We start from the raw sequence: 17176 nt of genomic DNA, 5'->3' as shown, positions 1-17176 counted from the left end.
GTGCCGGTGTCAGTGGCCGTTCCACCACCGCACGACGGCGCGCCAGATCTTCGTCGGCCCGCTCCGCTGCGCCGGGATGAGGGCTCCCTCCCCGGGTACCGCGTGCTGCGGCTCGGCGGTGCGCACTCCGGCCGGGACCGGGGCGGCCATGGGGCCACGGGGGGTGACGGGCGACGACACCTCCCAGTCGACGTGCGAACGGGACCTGGCCACCGCCGGCAGCGGTTCGGCGTCGATCTCCTGCTCAGGGGTGGGGGCGAAGCCCGCCGGCAGGTCCACCAGGTGCCGTGACATGAAGTTCCCGGCCCACTTCAGCTTCTCCTCGTCGACACCGAGTTCCAGGTCGGGCAGGCGCATCAGCAGGGCATCGACGCCGACGTCGGCGATGGCGCGCCCGATGTCCTGGCCGGGGCACTCGTGGGGGCCGCTGCTGAACGCCAGGTGAGCGCGGTTGCCCTCCATGTTGACGCTGAGGTCGGGCCGGACGGCGGGGTCGGTGTTGGCCGGCGCGATACCGACGATCAGCGCGTCCCCCGCCTTGATCTGCTGTCCGCCGAGCTCGGTGTCGCCCACCGCCCAGCGGCCGAGGACCGAGGTGAAGGGCGGCTCGTCCCACAGCGTCTGCTCGACCGCCTCGGGCACGGTCATGTGCCCGCCACTGAGCCTGGCCCGGAACCTGGGGTCGGTGAGGACCATGCGCAGCACGTTGGCGATCAGGTTGGTGGTCGTCTCGTAGGCGACGATCAGAACCACCCGCAGGTGCTCGCTGACCTCCTTGTCGGTGAGGCCGGCGGGGTGTTCGACCAGCCAGGTGGCGAAGTCCTCGGCAGGGGCCGCCCGACGGCGCTGGACCAGCCGGTCGAGTGCGCCGATCACGTAGGCGTTGCTCGCGACCGCGGTCTCCGAGCCACGCGTCATGTCGCGGGCGGCCTGCACCAGACGGTCGTTGTACTCCTCCGGCATGCCGATGATGGCGCACATCACCATCATCGGGAGGCGCTCGGCGAACTGGCTGACCAGCTCGACCCGGCCCTCCCGGCAGAAGTCGTTGACGAGCCGGTTGCTGTACCGGTTGATGTGGCGGCGTACGCCACGGGTGTCGATGCGCGCCATGCTGTCGGTGACCGCGCCGCGCAGCCGTTCGTGTTCGGCGCCTTCGGCGAAGGAGCACACCGGCTGCCAGGTGAAGAGCGGGGCGAGCGGGTGGTCCGGGGCCACACTGCCGTCCTGCAGGCCGCGCCACCGCCGCGAGTCGCGGGAGAACTGCGACGGGGTGCGGGTCATGTGGAGGTTCTCGCTGTGTCCGAGCACCAGCCAGGCGGGAACGTCCTCGTGCAACAGGACGGGCGCCACCGAGCCGTGTTCGGCGCGCAGCTTCTCGTACAGGCCCGTGGGGTCCGCCTCGGCTTCCGGACCGTACAGCCGGCGCAGGCCGCCGGGCCCGATGCCCGTGCTGTGCGCGGGGCATTGCGGGGGTGGCACCGGACCGGTGGCCGATCCGGGTTCGTGCTGGAAGGGGGTTGTCACAGTGGCTCCAGGTAAGACGTTCCGAGACCGGGCGAGTGGGGACAGGGCCCGTTCAGAGGCAGAGGTGTGTGCCGCCGTCAGGTGAGCGGCACGGCAAGGCGGTGCAGGTAACGCATCAGGGTCATCAGCACATCGCGGCTGGAGGTGCGCAGCCGGGCGTCGCAGTCGATCATCGGGACCTCGTCCGGCAGGTCCAGGGCGCTGCGCAGGGCCTCGACGGGGTGGCGCGGCGCGCCGGGGAAGGTGTTGACGGCCACCACGAACGGGACGCCACGCTCCTCCAGCCTGCCGATGACGTCGAAACTGACCTGGAGCCGACGGGTGTCGATGAGGACGACGGCTCCGAGCGCTCCTTCGAAGAGTCCGTTCCAGAGGAACCAGAAGCGCTCCTGCCCGGGGGTACCGAACAGGTAGAGGATCAGTTCGTCGCTGAGGCTGATCCGCCCGAAGTCCATGGCGACGGTGGTGGCGGTCTTGGTCTCCACACCCACGTTGTCGTCCACGCCGACACCGGCCTGCGTCATGGTCTCTTCGGTGGTCAGGGGCCGGATCTCACTCACCGAGCCGACCATGGTCGTCTTGCCGACCCCGAACCCTCCGACGACGACGACCTTCACCGCGGCCGTGGCCGTGTCGGGGAGGACGTCCTCGCTGCGGGGGCCCGTGATCGTGTCAGAGCTTCTGAAGTCCATGCATCACCGCTTCGAGGAGGGACCGGTCCGGGAGCGCGGCGCGGACGATGGGCGCGCGCGACTCGATCAGTTCGGTCGCCAGGAGTTCTGTCAGGAGCGAGGTGACCACACTGAAGGGAAGGCTCAGATAGGCCGAGATCTCTGCGACGGACAACGGCGCCCTGCAGAGCCGCAGGATCGCGGCCTGCTCGGGCTGGACCGTCGGCGACGGCTCGGCCTGCGCCACCACCATCGTGACGAGGTCGAGTTCAGCTCTCTCACCGTCGGGGGCGCCGGTGATCACGTACAGCCGTTCCGGGTCGCTCACCGCCGGGTCGGCCTTACGGCGTTCTCGCCGGGGAGGACTCATCCGGCCTGCCCGTCGTGGCGCGGAGGACTCGTCAGGTGGGCGCCGATACGGACGACCATGTCGCGCATGCGGGCACCCACCAGTCCGGCGTCGACCGTCTCGCCGGCGAGGACCGCGAGGTAGGCGCCGGCGCCCGCCGCCATCAGGTAGAAGAACCCTCCGGTGACCTCGATGACGACGAGCTTCATCAGGCCGTCGCTGTAGGGGATCTCGGTGGCGACGGCCGCGGCCAGACTCTGCAGCCCGGCACAGGCGGCGGCGAGACGGTCGGCGACGTCGGGGTCGCCGCCGTGCCGGGCGATGCGGAGGCCGTCGGCGGAGAGCACCACGATCTGGTGGATGCTCGGTACGTCGTCGGCCAGTTCCTTGAGCATCCAGTCCATGTTTCCCCGCTGCTGGATCACTTCTCGTCTCCCTTGTCCCACACGTCGTCAGGTTCTGTGTCGTGCTTCGGCTCCTTGGGCACTCCGTTGACGGCCTGGGTGAAGGCCTCCAGCCAGAGACCGGGCGGTGCCGTGCCGCCGCCCTGTCCGTTGTGCCCGTTGCGGGCGGCGGGCTCCGAAGCCGATGCCGACTGCTGCGGGAGGTTGTGCGAACCGAGGGGCGCGCGCCCTCGGCTCCGGCGCTGCGGGAGTCCGCCCTCGGTCCACTCGGTCACGACGATCTCGTCGTCGCCCATGGCCGACGCGGTGGGCGCGGACCGTGCGGCGGACGCGGCCGGCGCGGGGGCCGGCGCCGGGGTCGCGAGCGACGGGACGGGCCCGGTCGCGGCGGGGCGCGCCTTGTGCTTGCCGCGCGGCGGGACGACGTGCTTCATCTGCGACATGTCGAGCGAGCTCTGGGGCCGCGAGGTGGCGCCGATGCCGTGCGCGATGCCGGGAGCCGGACCGGTGGTGATCATGTCGCGGGGCACGATGAGTACGGCGCGGACCCCTCCGTACGCGGACTGCCGCAGGGAGACCTGGAGTTGGTACATGCGGGCGAGGCGGCCGACGACGGCCATGCCGAGGCGCGGGGACTCCCCCAGGTCGTTCATGTTGATGCCGGCCTGTGCCTGGGCGAGCATGTTCTCGGCCCGCGCACGGGCCTCCTCGCTGAGGCTGACGCCGCCGTCCTCGATCTCGATGGCGATGCCGGTCTGCACCTCGACCGCGGTGACGTGCACCCGGGTCTGGGGCGGCGAGTAACGCGTCGCGTTGTCCAGGAGTTCGGCGCAGGCGTGGATGAGCGGCTCGACCGCGGTCCCGACGATGGCGACCTTGGCGATCGAGTGCAGATCGACGCGCTGGTACTCCAGGATCCGGGACATGGCGCCGCGCAGCACGCTGAACAGCGGTACGGCCTTGGGCCACTGGCGGCTGGGGCGGGCGCCGCCGAGTACGGCGATGGAGTCGGCGAGCCGGCCGATCAGCGCGGTGCCGTGGTCGATGCGGAGCAGGTCGTCGAACACATCGGGGTTGCGCCCGTGGTGGTCCTCCATCTCCCGGAGTTCACTGGCCTGCCGGTGGACGATGGCCTGGACCCGGCGGGCGACGCTGACGAAGGCGCGTTGCGCGGAGTCACGCATCGCCTCTTCGTTGTCGATGATGTCGAGGACCTGGAGGACCAGGGCGCGCTGCGCCTTGGGGAGGTTCCGGTACGACGCGTCCGCGTCGACGATGTCGCGCATCACCTCCTGCGGCGAGTTGCTGGCCCGCAGCCTGCGGATCGCGGCCGGCAGGAGTTCCTTGCTGAGCCGTTCGGTCTCCTGGTCGTACGAGGCGACGCGGTGTTCCAGGGCGGCGATGCGCTGTTCGTACTCGGCGCGTTGGACACGCATCGCCCGGCGCCGGCGGTTCAGCACGACGGTGAGCGTGGCGACCACGACTGTGGCGATCGCGCCGCACCAGACGACTGCCGCCCGTGTGGCCCCGGTGACCGGCACCGCGCCTGCGGCGGTCGCGCCGGCCATCAGCACGACGGGCAGGAGCGCTGCGCGCACTACGGGGATGTCTCTGTTGGTCGGCGGTGATTCAACACGGACCATCTAAACCCTCTGGCGGTTGATTCGGGAAGGTATTCGGGATGCACAGCACTAGTGCGCACATTTACGAACAAGTGCTCGAATGCATATCAACTCGACTTCACTGCGCGTGAGCCTAGCCAGATCAGAACAGCGCTTCGGCATATTCGCCCAACCCCCTGCGCGAGCACGCGGGCGGTAATACACTCGCCAGTTTTCGCACTCAACGCCGTCGAGCGTGCGCGGGGAGTGACGCCTCACGGGAATCGGAAGAAAGTGGACTCACGTGTCCCACCCTGCGGGACACCGGAGCCTTCCGAGCCTCCGCGACGGACTGCGAATTTCCAGCAGAAACGAGAAATAATGCGTACGCGCGAGCGATAACCATCAGCGCATACGAATAGAAGTGCACCTCAGAGCAGGACAAGGGCACATGCGATCGAATCGGATCGAAAGGAGCAGATCCCTGAGCGACGGACGGATGTACGAAGCTTCGGCGCGGAATTCGCGCGGGCCACGCCGTCCGGCCGCCGGGCAGCCGGCCGAGGGCCGCGCGGCCGTCACCCGCCCGAGCGGTCCTCACCGTCGGTGAGGGCCCCCGCCGCCCGGAGGCCGGCTCGCCCCTTCCCGGTCCGCGTCGGAGCGGCGCGGCCTCAGCGGCGGCCGCCGAGCCGGCCCTCCAGTTGCACCAGCAGCTCGCCGAGCTGTCCGCTGAGACCGCTGCGGGTCTCCTCGTCGAGCCCGGAGAGCACCGACCGCTCGTAGGCGAGCTGTTCGGGGAGCAGGCGGTCGACGAGGTCACGCCCCGCCTCCGTCAGACCGACGTGGGCGACCCTGCGGTCCCTGGCATCGCTCCGGCGGCCGATCAGGCCGGACTCCTGCAGGGCGCGCAGCCGCTTGGTGACGGCGGCTCCGGACGAGAAGGTCTCGCGGGCCAGCTCGCCCGGCGTGAGCTCACGGTCGGTGCGCCGCATCGCGCCGAGCAGATCGAATTCGGCACGGGTGAGCCCCGCGGCCCGCAAGGGGGCGTCCTCGGCCTGCTGGAGCAGAGCCGCGCAGCGGTTGATGCGGCCGATGAGTTCCATCGGTCCCGTGTCGAGCCCCGGGTTGACGGCCTGCCACTGCCGTACCACCGAGGCCACGATGTCGTCGGTCACACCGCTCCGTTCGCCGGGGGCAGGGAGATCAACCCCTGCCGTTGTGCTGTCGCCGCGAGCGTACGGTGTCCCGCCTGCTCGGCCGCCAGCAGCTCTTCCTCGGGCAGGGCGCGCTGCCACCACTCGCCCGACGCGATGTCACTGGCGTCGCGCAGCTCGACGAGCGAGGCGGTCAGCCTCCTGCGCGCCGTTTCGAGCGCGAGGGCGTCGACTGCCGGGTCGGCGACCGCCCGTTCGGCACGGTCCCGGGCGTCCGCTGCCGCGGCGAGGGCCCGCTCCACGCGCCCGGACGCCCGGCGGTTGGTCACGGCGATCACGGCGAGGAAGCCGACCGCGACGCCCACGAGGGTGTCCAGGGCGCGGTCGGCGATGAGTTCACCGGCCGGCTGGAACCCGCCGAATTCCAGGATCAGCAGGGCCATCGGGGTGACGGCGACGGAACCGAGCCAGTAGTTGCGGGTGATCAGGGCCTCGGCCGCGAAGTTGAAGAACAGGACGCACAGGACGAGGACGAGCGGGCTCACCCGGGCGAGCGGGATGACGGCCGCGAAGACCAGCACGCCGAGAAGGTTGCCGACGGTCCGCTGGAGGGCCCTGCTCCAGGAGAGGGTGAGGTTGGGCTGGTAGACGGAGGCCGCGGTGACGATGGCCCAGTACGGGTGCCCGACGCCGAGCGCCGAGGACACGTAGCCGGCCAGGGCACAGCCGACGAGCGTACGGAAGGCGACCGGCAGCACCGGGGAGCCGGGGCCGAGTGCGCGGAGCAGCCTGCGCCGGGCCTCGCGCCGGCCGCGCCGCATCCGCTGTCCGGCCCGCTCGGCGTCGATCCCGAAGAGCTGTTCCACCGTGCCGGGTGCGGGGGGCGGGGTGGGTACGGGGCCGCGGGCCCGGGTCCCCGCCGCCCACCGGCGGAGCTCGTCGGGGCCGGCGCCGGGGACATGACCGCCGGACGCCGTGGTGGCGAGGGCCCGCTCGGCGTGGACGACGAGCCGCTCGAGCTCCTGACGTACGGGGGTGGGGCGCCCGGCGGCGAGCAGTGACTGCCAGGCGGCCTGGACCGCCGCGGCCGCGGCGTGCCGGGTCCGGGCGTCGGGACTCGCCGCGTGCGCCGCGGCGGCGTCGAGTGCGCGGGCGGTGGCGAGACGCTCGGGCCCCTCCCTGTGCCACAGGGCCGGGCCGGCGGTGACCAGCCATGAGAAGGCGCCGGCGGCGAGCATCAGGGCCATGTGCCCCGGCACCTGCCCGAGCTCCTGCGGGGCGAAGAGCGCGGCGGACGTGACGAAGGCGAAGATCACGTTGCCGGGCGGGCCGATGCGCGTCGCGTCGCAGAAGGTCTTCTGCACGGCCGCGAGCAGCGCGCCGACACCGATCAGTACGGCGGTCGAGTCCGTGAGCGAGGCGGCCACCAGGGCGACGGCGAGGCCCGCCGCCATCCCCAGGATCACGCGCAGGACGGTGTGGGCCCTACGGGCGTACGGCAGGTTGTGTCCGTAGAGCGCGCAGAGTGATCCCGCCATCGTGTACATGACGAGGTCAAGGCGGTCGAGGGAGTACAGCAGCATATTCGGGACGGCCGAGGCGACCACCACGCTCAGCGCGGGCTTGTACCAGATCTCCGCGGGGCTGTTCAGCCGCAGGGCACCGGTGACCGGCAGTTTGTGGACGGATGGCTTCCGGGGTCGCATGGCTGTATCACTCACCCATTTACTTTAGCAGGTGTTACACACGTAAAATACCTGCGTTCGCACCCGGCCGCTTCCGGTAGCCGCCCTCTCCGCACGGCCCTAGCGTGCTGCACAACAGCGTAGGAACGTGACTGTCGGCGCGCCTCGGGAGGAACCTGCATGAAGCCCATGGAACCGGTGCCCGGTGGACCCTGCTGGGTCGAGTTGAGCACCCCGGACGTGCAGGCCGCCCAGGCGTTCTACGCGGGACTCTTCGGCTGGCGGTCCGAGACCGATCCACGGCCCGAGGCGGGCGGCTACACGACGGCGCGCCTCGGGGAGGACGCCGTCGCGGCCTTCAGTCCGCTCTACCGGCCGGAGCAGCAGCCCGCCTGGACCGTCTCCTTCGCCACCGAGGACGCGGACGCCACGGCCGATGCCGTGCGCTCGGCGGGCGGCACGGTGCTGATGGGGCCGATGGACGTCTTCGACCAGGGAAGATTCGCCGTGGCCGCCGACCCGTCGGGCGCGGTGTTCTCCCTCTGGCAGGCCCGGGCCTTCCGGGGCGCGGGGCGCCTGAACGACCCGGGCGCCCTGGGCTGGGCCGAGCTCCACACCCCCGATCCGCAGGGCGCACTCGCCTTCTACCCGTCGGTGTTCGACTGGACGGTGAGCAGTTCCGCGCACTTCACCCACTGGGGCGCGGACGGGGCCGACTTCGGCGGCATGAAGGTGCAGGACGACGACGAACGGGCCGAGGCGCCACCGCACTGGCTGCCCTACTTCACGGTGTCCGACACCGAGACCACCGCCGCCAGGGCCCTCACCGCGGGCGGCGAGCCGCTCGCACCCCCGACGCACATCCCGGGCGGGCCCTGGGTCGCGGTGCTCCGCGACCCGCAGGGGGCGCGGTTCGGCATCCACACGCCCTGAGGTGCCCCGCCGTCACCGCCGGGTGGCGGACGCGGCCTCTTCCGGCTCACGGAAGGCCTCGGCCGCGTCCGCCACCCGGCGCATCAGACCGAAGAGCGTCTCCTGCTCCTCCGCGGAGAGCGGGCCGAGGAAGACCTGGTTCATCCCGACCGTGCGCAGGGCGAGCCGTCGGTGGGTCCGGACGCCCTCGTCGGTGAGCCGGAGCAGGAAGCGCCGCCCGTCGCCGGGGTCACGCACCTTGTCCAGGAGCTCACGGCGCAGCAGGCGCGTGATCACCTCGGCGACGGTGGACCGGTCGAGGCCGACCCGCTCCCCCACCGTCCGCTGGTCGAGGCCCGGTTCCGCGGTCAGGGCGTTGAGGACGGCGAACTGGGGCGAGGTGATCTCCTGGGAGACCATGGTGTTCCAGAGCAGGTGGTGCGCCTGCTGAAGACGCCGGGCCAGATGCCCGGGGTGGGTGCTCAGGTCGACCGCCTGCACGGCACCGCCCTCTCTCTGACGACCGTCGGCCGTCGGCTCCGTCGGCCGGGGTGCCGAGATAGACAGTGTACTGAGGGCCTTGACCTCAACAGTCTGCCCTGGGTAGCTTCATGGCCATCGCATTTTACTCAGTGTACTGAGCATTTCAGCAATTCACGGAGCCGTGACATGACCGCACGTGACCTTCCCGCATATCCGCTGCCCGACGGGATGAGCCAGCAGGAGATCGACTCCGAGGTGGCCAGGGCCCAGGCGGCTGCCGAGCCGGGCGCCCACCACCCGCCGCGCGACTATCCCCCGTACCGCAGCAGCCACTTCCGCCACCCGCACCGCTCGCTCATCCCCCTGCGCGACCCGGAGGCGGTCGAGCTGTCCGGCCCGGCCTTCGGTGTCACCGATGTGACCGCGCTGGACCGCGATCTCACCGCCCAGCACGACGGCGAGCCGCTCGGCGAGCGGATCACCGTCACCGGCCGGGTGCTTGACCGGGCGGGCCGGCCGGTGCGGGGTCAGCTCGTCGAGGTGTGGCAGGCCAACGCCTCCGGGCGCTACGCCCACCAGCTCGACCAGCACCCGGCCCCGCTCGACCCGAACTTCACCGGCTTCGGACGCTGCCTGACCGATGACGACGGCGGTTACGCGTTCACGACCGTCAAGCCGGGCGCCTACCCGTGGCGCAACCACACCAACGCCTGGCGCCCCGCGCACATCCACTTCTCGCTGTTCGGTACGTCCTTCAGCCAGCGGCTCATCACCCAGATGTACTTCCCGGGCGATCCGCTCCTCCCCTACGACCCGGTGATCAGGTCCGTCACCGACCAGGCCGCGCGCGAGCGGCTCATATCGACGTACGACCACGATCTGTCCGTTCCCGAGCTGTCCCTCGGCTACCGCTGGGACATCGTCCTCGACGGACCGTGCGCCACCTGGACCGAGGAAGAAGGCGACGCCTGATGTCCCACGCCCCGACCCCCTCCCAGACCGTGGGACCGTTCTACGGCTACGCGCTGCCCTTCCCGGGCGGCAGCGAGGTCGCCCCGGCCGGGCACCCCGATACGGTCACGGTGCACGGCCACGTGCTCGACGGCCGGGGCGAGCCCGTGCCCGACGCGATCGTGGAGACCTGGCAGCCCGCGCCCGACGGCTCGCGTACCGGCCTCCCGGGGTCACTGCGCCACGACCCCTCGTCGGGCAAGGTGATCGGGCGCGACGGCGTGGACTTCACCGGTTTCGGACGGGCGCCGACGGACGCGGCCGGGCGCTGGTTCGTGCGTACGCTCCGGCCCGGCGGCGTCCCGTATCTCAGTGCGGCGGTGTTCGCCCGCGGCCTGGTCCACCACCTCTACACCCGTGTGTATCTTCCCGATCTGCTCGACGAGCGCGCGGGCGACGCCGATCCGCTGCTGGAGTCGCTGGACGCGGAGCGACGCGCCACACTGATCGCGACACGCACGGACCCCCGCACCTACCGCTTCGACATCCGTCTCCAGGGCGACGACGAGACGGTCTTCCTGGAGTTCAGCTGATGCACGAGAGCGACGCCGGCCTCCTCGCCCCCGGGCGGGCCGGCTCCGCCGCCGAGACCGCCACCGGCGACCACGCCTTCCTGCGGGCGCTGCTGGACGCCGAGGCGGCGCTCACCCGGGCGCAGGCCGCCTCCGGGCTCGCCCCCGCCGAGGCGGGGCGGGCGGTCACCGCGGCGGCCGACCCCGACAGGTTCGACGTACGGGAGCTGGCGCTGCGGGCGCGGTCCGGCGGCAATCCGGTGATCCCGCTCGTCGCCGCCCTCACGGCGGCGGTCGACGAGGACGCGCGGCCGTTCGTGCACCGGGGCGCGACCAGCCAGGACATCCTCGACACGGCGGCGATGCTGGTGGCGTCGCGGACCCTGGCACTCGTCCTCGACGACCTGGGGCGGACCGCCGACGCGCTGGAGCTGCTGGCCGCCGGGCATCGTGACACGCCGATGCCCGGCCGCACCCTGACGCAGCACGCCGTGCCGACGACCTTCGGTCTCAAGGCCGCCGGCTGGCGGTCGCTGGTGCTCGACGCGCGCGACCGCCTGCGGGCTGTCCGCGGTGCGCTTCCCGTGCAGCTCGGCGGCGCGGCGGGCACGCTCGCGGCCTTCTCCGCCGACGGGGACGGGGCGGGGCCGACGCTCGTCGCGGCCTACGCCCGGGAGCTGGGCCTGGCCGAGCCGATGCTGCCGTGGCACACCCTGCGCACCCCGGTCGCGGACCTGGCCGGTGCGCTCGCCTTCACGGCGGGTGCGCTCGGCAAGGCCGCCGCCGATGTGCTGACCCTGTCGCGTACCGAGATCGCCGAGGTGGCGGAGGGATCCGGCGGCGGCTCCTCCGCGATGCCGCACAAGGCCAATCCGGTCCGTGCCACCCTGATCGCCGCCGCGGCGCGCCGCGCGCCGGGGCAGGCGGCCACGCTGTACGGCTCGCTCGCCGCCGAGGACGAGCGGCCCGCGGGAGCCTGGCACGCCGAATGGGAGCCGCTGCGCGATCTGCTGCGCCTCGTCGGCGGGGCCGCGCGGGACGCTGCGGAACTCGCCGAGGGACTCCAGGTGTTCCCGTCGGCCATGCGGAGCCACCTGGGACTGACCGGCGGGCTCATCGTCTCGGAGCGGCTGGCCGACGTCGCCGCCGGCCGGGTGGGACCTGCCCGCGCCAAGGAGATCCTCACCGAGGCCGTCGGCCGTGCCCGCGACGGGGGCGGACCGCTGTCGGAGATCCTCGCCGGGGAGCCCGCCTTCGAGGGCCTGGATCTCGCGGAACTGACCGACCCTGCCCGTTACACCGGCTGCGCCGGCCCCCTCACCGACCGCGCTCTGGAGCGCCGATGACCATGACACCCGACCGTCTTCTCCACCACACCGCCGAAGGGCCCGCGAGCGCTCCCCCGCTGCTGCTCGGCCCGTCGCTGGGCACCTCCACGGCGCTCTGGGACGGGGTAGCCCCCGAACTCTCCGCCGCCCACCGGGTCGTACGGTGGGACCTGCCGGGCCACGGCGGCTCGCCGGCCGGTCTGATCGGGCCCGGGGCCGGGATCGCCGACCTGGGCTCCCTGGTCCTGGATCTCGCCGACTCGCTGTCGCTGGACCGTTTCTCGTACGCCGGGGTGTCGCTGGGCGGCGCCGTGGGCCTCTGGCTCGCCGTCCACCACCCGGAGCGCGTCGACCGCCTGGCCGTCGTCTGTTCCTCCGCCCACTTCGGCGACCCGGGCCCATGGCGGGAGCGCGCGGCCCTCGTGCGCGCCGAGGGCCTCGGCAAGGTGGCGGAGAGCGCGGCGGGCCGCTGGTTCACACCCGGGTTCACCGAACCCCGGCTGCTCGACGATCTCCTGGGCACGGACCCCGGTGCGTACGCCGCGTGCTGCGACGCGCTCGCCGACTGTGATCTGCGGCCCGGGCTGTCGGAGGTACGGGCTCCGACACTGGTCGTCGCGGGCCGCGAGGACCCTGCGACGCCGCCCGCGCACGCCCGGGAGATCGCCGACGGGATCCCCGGAGCCGCGCTGACCGAACTGCCGGGCGCCTCCCACCTGGCTGCCGCCGAACGTCCGGCGGCCGTACGGGAGGCGCTGCGCGCCCACTTCGCGCCCGGGGAGCGCGGGAGCGGGACGGCGGTGCGGCGCGAGGTCCTCGGCGATGCGCACGTGGACCGGGCGCAGGCCGCGACCACGGAGTTCACCGCACCCTTCCAGGACTTCATCTCCCGCTACGCCTGGGGCGAGATCTGGACCGACCCCACGCTGTCCCGGCGCGAACGCAGCCTGATCACGCTCACCGCCCTGGTCGCGCACGGCCACCACGGTGAGCTGGCGATGCACGTCCGCGCGGCGGTGCGCAACGGGCTCAGTCCCCAGGAGATCGGGGCCGCGCTCCTGCAGACAGGGGTCTACTGCGGGGTCCCTGCGGCGAATTCGGCGTTCGCGGTGGCGGAACGCGTGCTGGCTGAGCTGGCGGAGGCGGAGCGGAAGGGGACGGCGCAGGCCTGAGGCCGGGGCAGGCGGCCCCGGCCCCGGAGGATCAGCCGAGGCCGCGGGCGTCCTGCTTGAGTGCGGTGTCCACGGTGAGTGCCGTCGCCACGACGAGGCTCAAAAGCGGTTCGGGCAGCTGGTAGTGGATCTGCAGCACGTAGTTGTCCGCCGTGGTGAACATCGTCTTCGCCAGGCCTTCCCAGGTCTTGGTGATCCTGGCGATCTCGGCGTCGTTGTGGTCGACGATGGCGAAGTTCCACGCGCGCCAGTTCTCGGCCTTGATCGCACCGATCTGCCGGCCGTCGACCATGATGGCGAAGTTGATCTTGCCGATGGCGTTCTGCTGGACGATCTCGCCCACGGGCTGTCCGTCCGGGCGCTGGACGACGACCCGGGACTTGATGAACTTCGCCGGACGGGTCAGGAGCAGCTGCGGCTGCCCGTAGGCGTCGCGGATCTCCAGGCGGTGCGTGAGGTACTGGTCGACGCTGGATACGAACCTGAGCACCTTGCGCACGGCGCTCTGACCGACCTGGACGACCGAACCGAGGGTGTTGCCCTGCTGGTCGAAGACGCTGTACTCGTTGGTGAGCTCGATCAGCTTGGCCTTCTGGTTCACGACCAGGACCTGCTGGTTGAAGAGCGTGCCGCCGCCGGGTCCGGCCTGCTGGGGAACGGCCTGCTGGGGGGCCGCCGCCTGCTGGGGGGCGAACTGCTGGGCGGGCGCCTGCTGCTGCGGCACCCCGGAGTTCGACTGCCCGGCGTACGGGTGGGCGGCCTGCGGCTGGGCGGCCTGGTGCTGGACAGCCTGAGCGGGGGCCTGAGCGGGGGCCTGGGCCTGGGCGGGCGCCTGCCCCTGGGCCGGGTGCGTGTGCTCGGTCCACCGGGAGCCGTCCCAGTAGCGCAGCAACTGGGGCGCGCCATGGGGATCCGGATGCCAACCAGCAGGTACGTTCGATTGCGTCGTCACCGGGGCACATTATCCTGCCAGTCTGTGGGCCGAGTCATTGAAGATTCACACACCATCTACGATGGCGGCGATGACCAGAGTGAGCGTGTGGACCGACCGGCGACGGAGCGGCAGAGGCCTGTCCGTCGCCCCGGTCTGGGCGCTGATGCTCGTGGCGGTGTTCTTCTGCTGCTCACCGGCGGCCACGGCCTCGCCCCGCGCCGAGGCACCTTCCGCCACCGCCGCGAGGGCCTTCACCCCGGTGCCCTCGGCTGCCGCGTCGGTCGTGGTGGCCGACGCCCCTGACGAACGCGGGATCGGCAGTTCCTGTCACGGAACCGCGGACCACTCGACGGCCGTCGTGCTGCCCGCGCACCCCTCCCCCGTCGCCCTGCCCTGCCCCTCGGCGGCGCTCCGGACCGCGCCGTTCACCGGCGCGGTGTCCATCCGGGGCCCCACCAACGACAGCGTGGGCGCTGTCGACCACCTGCGCCTTCAGGTCCAGCGGATCTAGGCCTCCGGATCCACCTCCCGCGCCGCCTCCGGCGCGCGGCAGGTGGCTCGTCCGTGTGCCCGTTCCCCCGCGTGACGCGCGTCCGCGCACGCGATCCGCCGAACCCGAGGACCAGACATGGCTTCCCCCAAGAACCAGAACACCCCCGCCGCCGCACGCCGCGCCAAGCTCGACGAGGCGCGCCGCAAGGAGCGGGCCCGTGAGCGCCGCAGCCGCATCATCACCATCACCGCGGCCGTCGTCGTGGTCGCGGGCCTCGTCGCCGGTGGCGGCTACCTGATGTCGGCCGCCGACGAGCAGGACAAGGCCGAGGAGCAGGCCAGGACGTCGCCCGTCACCGGTGAGAAGTCCTGGGACGACCTGACCCAGGACCACGTCGAGACACCCGTGGACTACCCCATGAACCCGCCCGTCGGCGGCAACCACAACCCGGTCTGGATGAACTGCGACGCCGACGTCTACACCGAGGCGATACCGAACGAGAACGCCGTCCACTCCCTGGAGCACGGCGCCGTCTGGGTCACGTACAACGACAAGGCGAAGGACGCGGACGTGAAGGCGCTCTCCGAGCGCGTCGCCAAGACGCCCTACTCCCTGATGAGCCCCGTGGCCGACCAGAAGGACCCGCTGATGCTCAGCGCCTGGGGCAAGCAGCTCACCGTGAAGAGCGCCACCGACGCCCGCGTCGCCCAGTTCTTCACCAAGTACGTCCAGGGCGCGCAGACCCCTGAGCCGGGCGCCGCCTGCTCCGGCGGGGTCGCCAAGTGACCCCGTCCGCGCGCGTTCCCCGTTCGCTGGCGTGGTCGGGGGCCGCGGTGTTCGTCGTGGCCGTCGGGCTCGTGCTGCTGATGGTCGTGCGGCCCTCGGCGGCCTCGTCGTCGGACTCCGGGGCGCCCGGTGCCGTCCCCACGGAGAGTTCCGTCGACGTGGGGTTCGCCCGGGACATGTCGGTCCACCATCAGCAGGCGGTGGAGATGGCGTTCATCGTCCGGGACCGCACCGAGGACGAGGACGTGCGCCGCCTCGCGTACGACATCATCAACACGCAGGCCAATCAGCGGGGCATGATGCTGGGCTGGCTGGAGTCCTGGGGCCGGCCCAAGAGTTCGGACCGGCCGCCGATGGAGTGGATGGGCCACCCGGTCACCCCGTCCGACGGTTCCCTGATGCCGGGCATGGCGACGGACACTCAACTGGAGGCGTTGCGCGCGGCCGAGGGCAGGGACGCCGAGGTGCTCTTCCTGCGGCTGATGACCGTCCACCACCGTGCTGGGGCCGACATGGCGCGGGCGGCCGCCGGTTCGGCGGGCACGGACGAGATCAGGGACCTGGCGGCGGGGATGGCCCGCGCCCAGGAGTCTGAGATCTCACTCATGGCGGACATGCTGAAGGCCCGGGGCGCGCGGCCCTGAGCCCCGCGGGCGGGCGACGGGCGGGTCCGGTGACACACGTCGCCGGACCCGCCGGCCCCCGCGAATTCACCTGGCGCCCATGTCCCCCTCATGAACGCGACACCGGCGCACCGCTCGGTCACCCGACACTTCCTGACGAGTCATGGACATGTCCCTCTCACGACAGGAAGCATCCGTGCGCATGCACCGCTCCCCCCGGCTGGCGGCCACCGCCCTCCTCGGCACGGCACTGATCACTCTCGTCCCGCTGTCCCCCGCGCAGGCACGGTCGCTGCCGTCCGTCGGCGCGACGGCCGAGACGGCCCCGCTGTACGACGACGAGGCGGGCGGCAACGCCAACGCCGACGACCCCGCGATCTGGCGCAACGACGCCGACCCCGGGCGCAGCCTGGTCGTCGCGACCGCCAAGGAGGGCGGACTGCGGGTCTACGGTCTGGACGCCTCCCTGGTCCAGTCGGTCCCGGCACCGTCGCCCGCGACGGAGGACGACGCCCCGGGCAGGTTCAACAACGTCGATCTCGTGACCGGGCTCCGCACCCCGTCCGGCCGCGCCGACGTGGCCGTGGTCAGCGACCGCGGCAACGACCGCCTCCGCATCTACCGCGTCGACCCCTCGCAGCCCGGCGGCCCGCTGAAGGACGTCACGGACCCCGACGCCGCCCCGGTCTTCTCGTCGGACCAGGCCGAGATCAACGAGCAGCGGACGGCCTACGGCCTCGCCACCTGGCAGGACCGCTCCTCCGGGCGGTCGTACGCACTCGTCAGCCGCCGCAACACCACGGACCTGGCGCTGCTGGAGCTGAGGCCGACGGCGACGGGCACGGTGGGCTACCGGAAGGTGCGCACCCTCTCGCTCCCCTCGTCCTTCCGGCTCCCGAACGGCACCTCGTGGACGCCGTGCGGCGAGCCGGGCGAGCTGCCCCAGGTCGAGGGCATGGTCGTCGACCCGGACGACGGCACGCTCTACGCCGGACAGGAGGACGTCGGTATATGGCGTCTGCCCGCCTCGCTGACCGGGCGCCCGGTCCTGGTGGACAAGGTCCGGGAGTACGGCGTGGCGGGGACGTACGACCCGGAGACCGAGGAGTGCGCCCCCGGCGCCGACCCGGGCTTCGGCGGCAAGCGGCTGGCGGCCGACGTGGAGGGCCTGACCCTCTTCCGGGAGTCCGGCGGCGACGGCTACCTCATGGCGTCCGGTCAGGGTGACAACAGCTTCGCGCTGTACGACCGCGAGGTCTCCGAGGACAACGAGTACGAGGGCGGCTTCCGTGTCACCGCCGTGTCGGCGGACCTCGACGGCAGCGAGGAGTGCGACGGCGCCGCGGTGCTCGACGCTCCGCTCGGCTCCCGCTACCCGCACGGGCTGCTCGTGGTCCAGGACGGGCACGAGACGTCCGCGTCGGGCAGCGAGGAGGGCCGGGAGGCGACCGGTTTCAAGTTCGTCGACCTGGGCGCGGTGACGGACGCGGCGGACATGTAGCGCCTGGGCCGGGCCTCGTACCGCGGGCGG

Annotated in this window: 18 protein-coding genes; 9 read left to right on the top strand and 9 right to left on the bottom strand. The window is 72.2% G+C overall.

Going from position 1 to position 17176, the window contains the following annotated elements; translation table 11 throughout:
- Positions 1–9: 9 nt before the first annotated feature.
- The 7 genes from OG379_RS33290 to OG379_RS33260 all read right to left on the bottom strand — a co-directional run bounded on the left by OG379_RS33290 (position 10) and on the right by OG379_RS33260 (position 7412).
- A complete protein-coding gene (locus tag OG379_RS33290) occupies positions 10–1527 on the bottom strand; it encodes a cytochrome P450 (RefSeq protein WP_405666839.1) in 1518 nt (505 codons plus the stop codon).
- Positions 1528–1604: 77 nt separating this feature from the next.
- Positions 1605–2219, bottom strand: a complete 615-nt coding sequence (locus OG379_RS33285; RefSeq protein ID WP_393766454.1) for an ATP/GTP-binding protein — start codon at positions 2217–2219, stop codon at positions 1605–1607.
- Positions 2200–2568: a DUF742 domain-containing protein gene (locus OG379_RS33280; protein WP_104783578.1), complete on the bottom strand. Its 369-nt coding sequence runs from the start codon at positions 2566–2568 to the stop codon at positions 2200–2202. Before OG379_RS33280 ends, OG379_RS33285 begins: the two co-directional genes overlap by 20 nt.
- Positions 2565–2972 (bottom strand): roadblock/LC7 domain-containing protein, encoded by a 408-nt coding sequence (locus OG379_RS33275; protein ID WP_014152870.1) that lies wholly within the window; start codon positions 2970–2972, stop codon positions 2565–2567. Before OG379_RS33275 ends, OG379_RS33280 begins: the two co-directional genes overlap by 4 nt.
- Positions 2969–4594 carry a sensor histidine kinase gene (locus OG379_RS33270; protein ID WP_393766455.1) on the bottom strand — a complete coding sequence of 542 codons (1626 nt, stop codon included), beginning with the start codon at positions 4592–4594 and terminating at the stop codon, positions 2969–2971. The genes OG379_RS33275 and OG379_RS33270 overlap by 4 nt, the downstream gene beginning before the upstream one ends.
- 629 nt (positions 4595–5223) lie before the next feature.
- Entirely contained in the window at positions 5224–5727 is a 504-nt protein-coding gene (locus OG379_RS33265) for a MarR family transcriptional regulator (protein WP_356716747.1), read from the bottom strand.
- Entirely contained in the window at positions 5724–7412 is a 1689-nt protein-coding gene (locus OG379_RS33260; RefSeq protein WP_405668734.1) for an FUSC family protein, read from the bottom strand. Before OG379_RS33260 ends, OG379_RS33265 begins: the two co-directional genes overlap by 4 nt.
- A 159-nt stretch (positions 7413–7571) precedes the next feature.
- Between OG379_RS33260 and OG379_RS33255 the strand changes: the two genes are divergently transcribed.
- Positions 7572–8324: a VOC family protein gene (locus tag OG379_RS33255; protein ID WP_405666837.1), complete on the top strand. Its 753-nt coding sequence runs from the start codon at positions 7572–7574 to the stop codon at positions 8322–8324.
- A 12-nt stretch (positions 8325–8336) separates the two neighbouring features.
- Here the strand turns inward: OG379_RS33255 and OG379_RS33250 are convergent, their stop codons facing one another.
- Positions 8337–8804: a MarR family winged helix-turn-helix transcriptional regulator gene (locus tag OG379_RS33250; protein WP_405666836.1), complete on the bottom strand. Its 468-nt coding sequence runs from the start codon at positions 8802–8804 to the stop codon at positions 8337–8339.
- Between the two features lie 210 nt (positions 8805–9014).
- Here OG379_RS33250 and pcaH point away from each other — a divergent pair, with 210 nt between their 5' ends.
- From pcaH to pcaD, 4 genes are read left to right on the top strand one after another with little or no spacing between them, the layout of a single operon-like run.
- Complete coding sequence (pcaH, locus tag OG379_RS33245) at positions 9015–9758, top strand: protocatechuate 3,4-dioxygenase subunit beta (RefSeq protein ID WP_405668732.1); 744 nt, start codon at positions 9015–9017, stop codon at positions 9756–9758.
- Positions 9758–10330 (top strand): protocatechuate 3,4-dioxygenase subunit alpha, encoded by a 573-nt coding sequence (gene pcaG, locus OG379_RS33240; RefSeq protein ID WP_405666835.1) that lies wholly within the window; start codon positions 9758–9760, stop codon positions 10328–10330. Before pcaH ends, pcaG begins: the two co-directional genes overlap by 1 nt.
- A complete protein-coding gene (gene pcaB / locus OG379_RS33235; RefSeq protein WP_405666834.1) occupies positions 10330–11655 on the top strand; it encodes a 3-carboxy-cis,cis-muconate cycloisomerase in 1326 nt (441 codons plus the stop codon). The genes pcaG and pcaB overlap by 1 nt, the downstream gene beginning before the upstream one ends.
- Positions 11652–12809: a 3-oxoadipate enol-lactonase gene (gene pcaD, locus OG379_RS33230; protein WP_405666833.1), complete on the top strand. Its 1158-nt coding sequence runs from the start codon at positions 11652–11654 to the stop codon at positions 12807–12809. The genes pcaB and pcaD overlap by 4 nt, the downstream gene beginning before the upstream one ends.
- A gap of 31 nt (positions 12810–12840) precedes the next feature.
- Here the strand turns inward: pcaD and OG379_RS33225 are convergent, their stop codons facing one another.
- Positions 12841–13761, bottom strand: coding sequence for a phospholipid scramblase-related protein (locus OG379_RS33225; protein WP_405666831.1), 921 nt, complete (start codon positions 13759–13761; stop codon positions 12841–12843).
- Positions 13762–13831: 70 nt separating this feature from the next.
- Between OG379_RS33225 and OG379_RS33220 the strand changes: the two genes are divergently transcribed.
- The 4 genes from OG379_RS33220 to OG379_RS33205 all read left to right on the top strand — a co-directional run bounded on the left by OG379_RS33220 (position 13832) and on the right by OG379_RS33205 (position 17146).
- Complete coding sequence (locus OG379_RS33220; RefSeq protein ID WP_405666830.1) at positions 13832–14254, top strand: hypothetical protein; 423 nt, start codon at positions 13832–13834, stop codon at positions 14252–14254.
- Between the two features lie 117 nt (positions 14255–14371).
- Positions 14372–15022: a DUF3105 domain-containing protein gene (locus OG379_RS33215; RefSeq protein ID WP_405666829.1), complete on the top strand. Its 651-nt coding sequence runs from the start codon at positions 14372–14374 to the stop codon at positions 15020–15022.
- A gap of 80 nt (positions 15023–15102) precedes the next feature.
- On the top strand, positions 15103–15666 hold the full coding sequence (locus OG379_RS33210) for a DUF305 domain-containing protein (protein ID WP_405668731.1): 564 nt from the start codon (positions 15103–15105) through the stop codon (positions 15664–15666).
- A gap of 148 nt (positions 15667–15814) precedes the next feature.
- Entirely contained in the window at positions 15815–17146 is a 1332-nt protein-coding gene (locus tag OG379_RS33205) for a phytase (RefSeq protein ID WP_405666828.1), read from the top strand.
- Positions 17147–17176: the final 30 nt, after the last annotated feature.

This window comes from Streptomyces sp. NBC_01166 (genome assembly GCF_045039765.1).
GTDB lineage: Bacteria > Actinomycetota > Actinomycetes > Streptomycetales > Streptomycetaceae > Streptomyces.
Note: the sequence above shows the minus strand (reverse complement) of the source record. Positions and strands in the feature narration are given on the sequence as shown.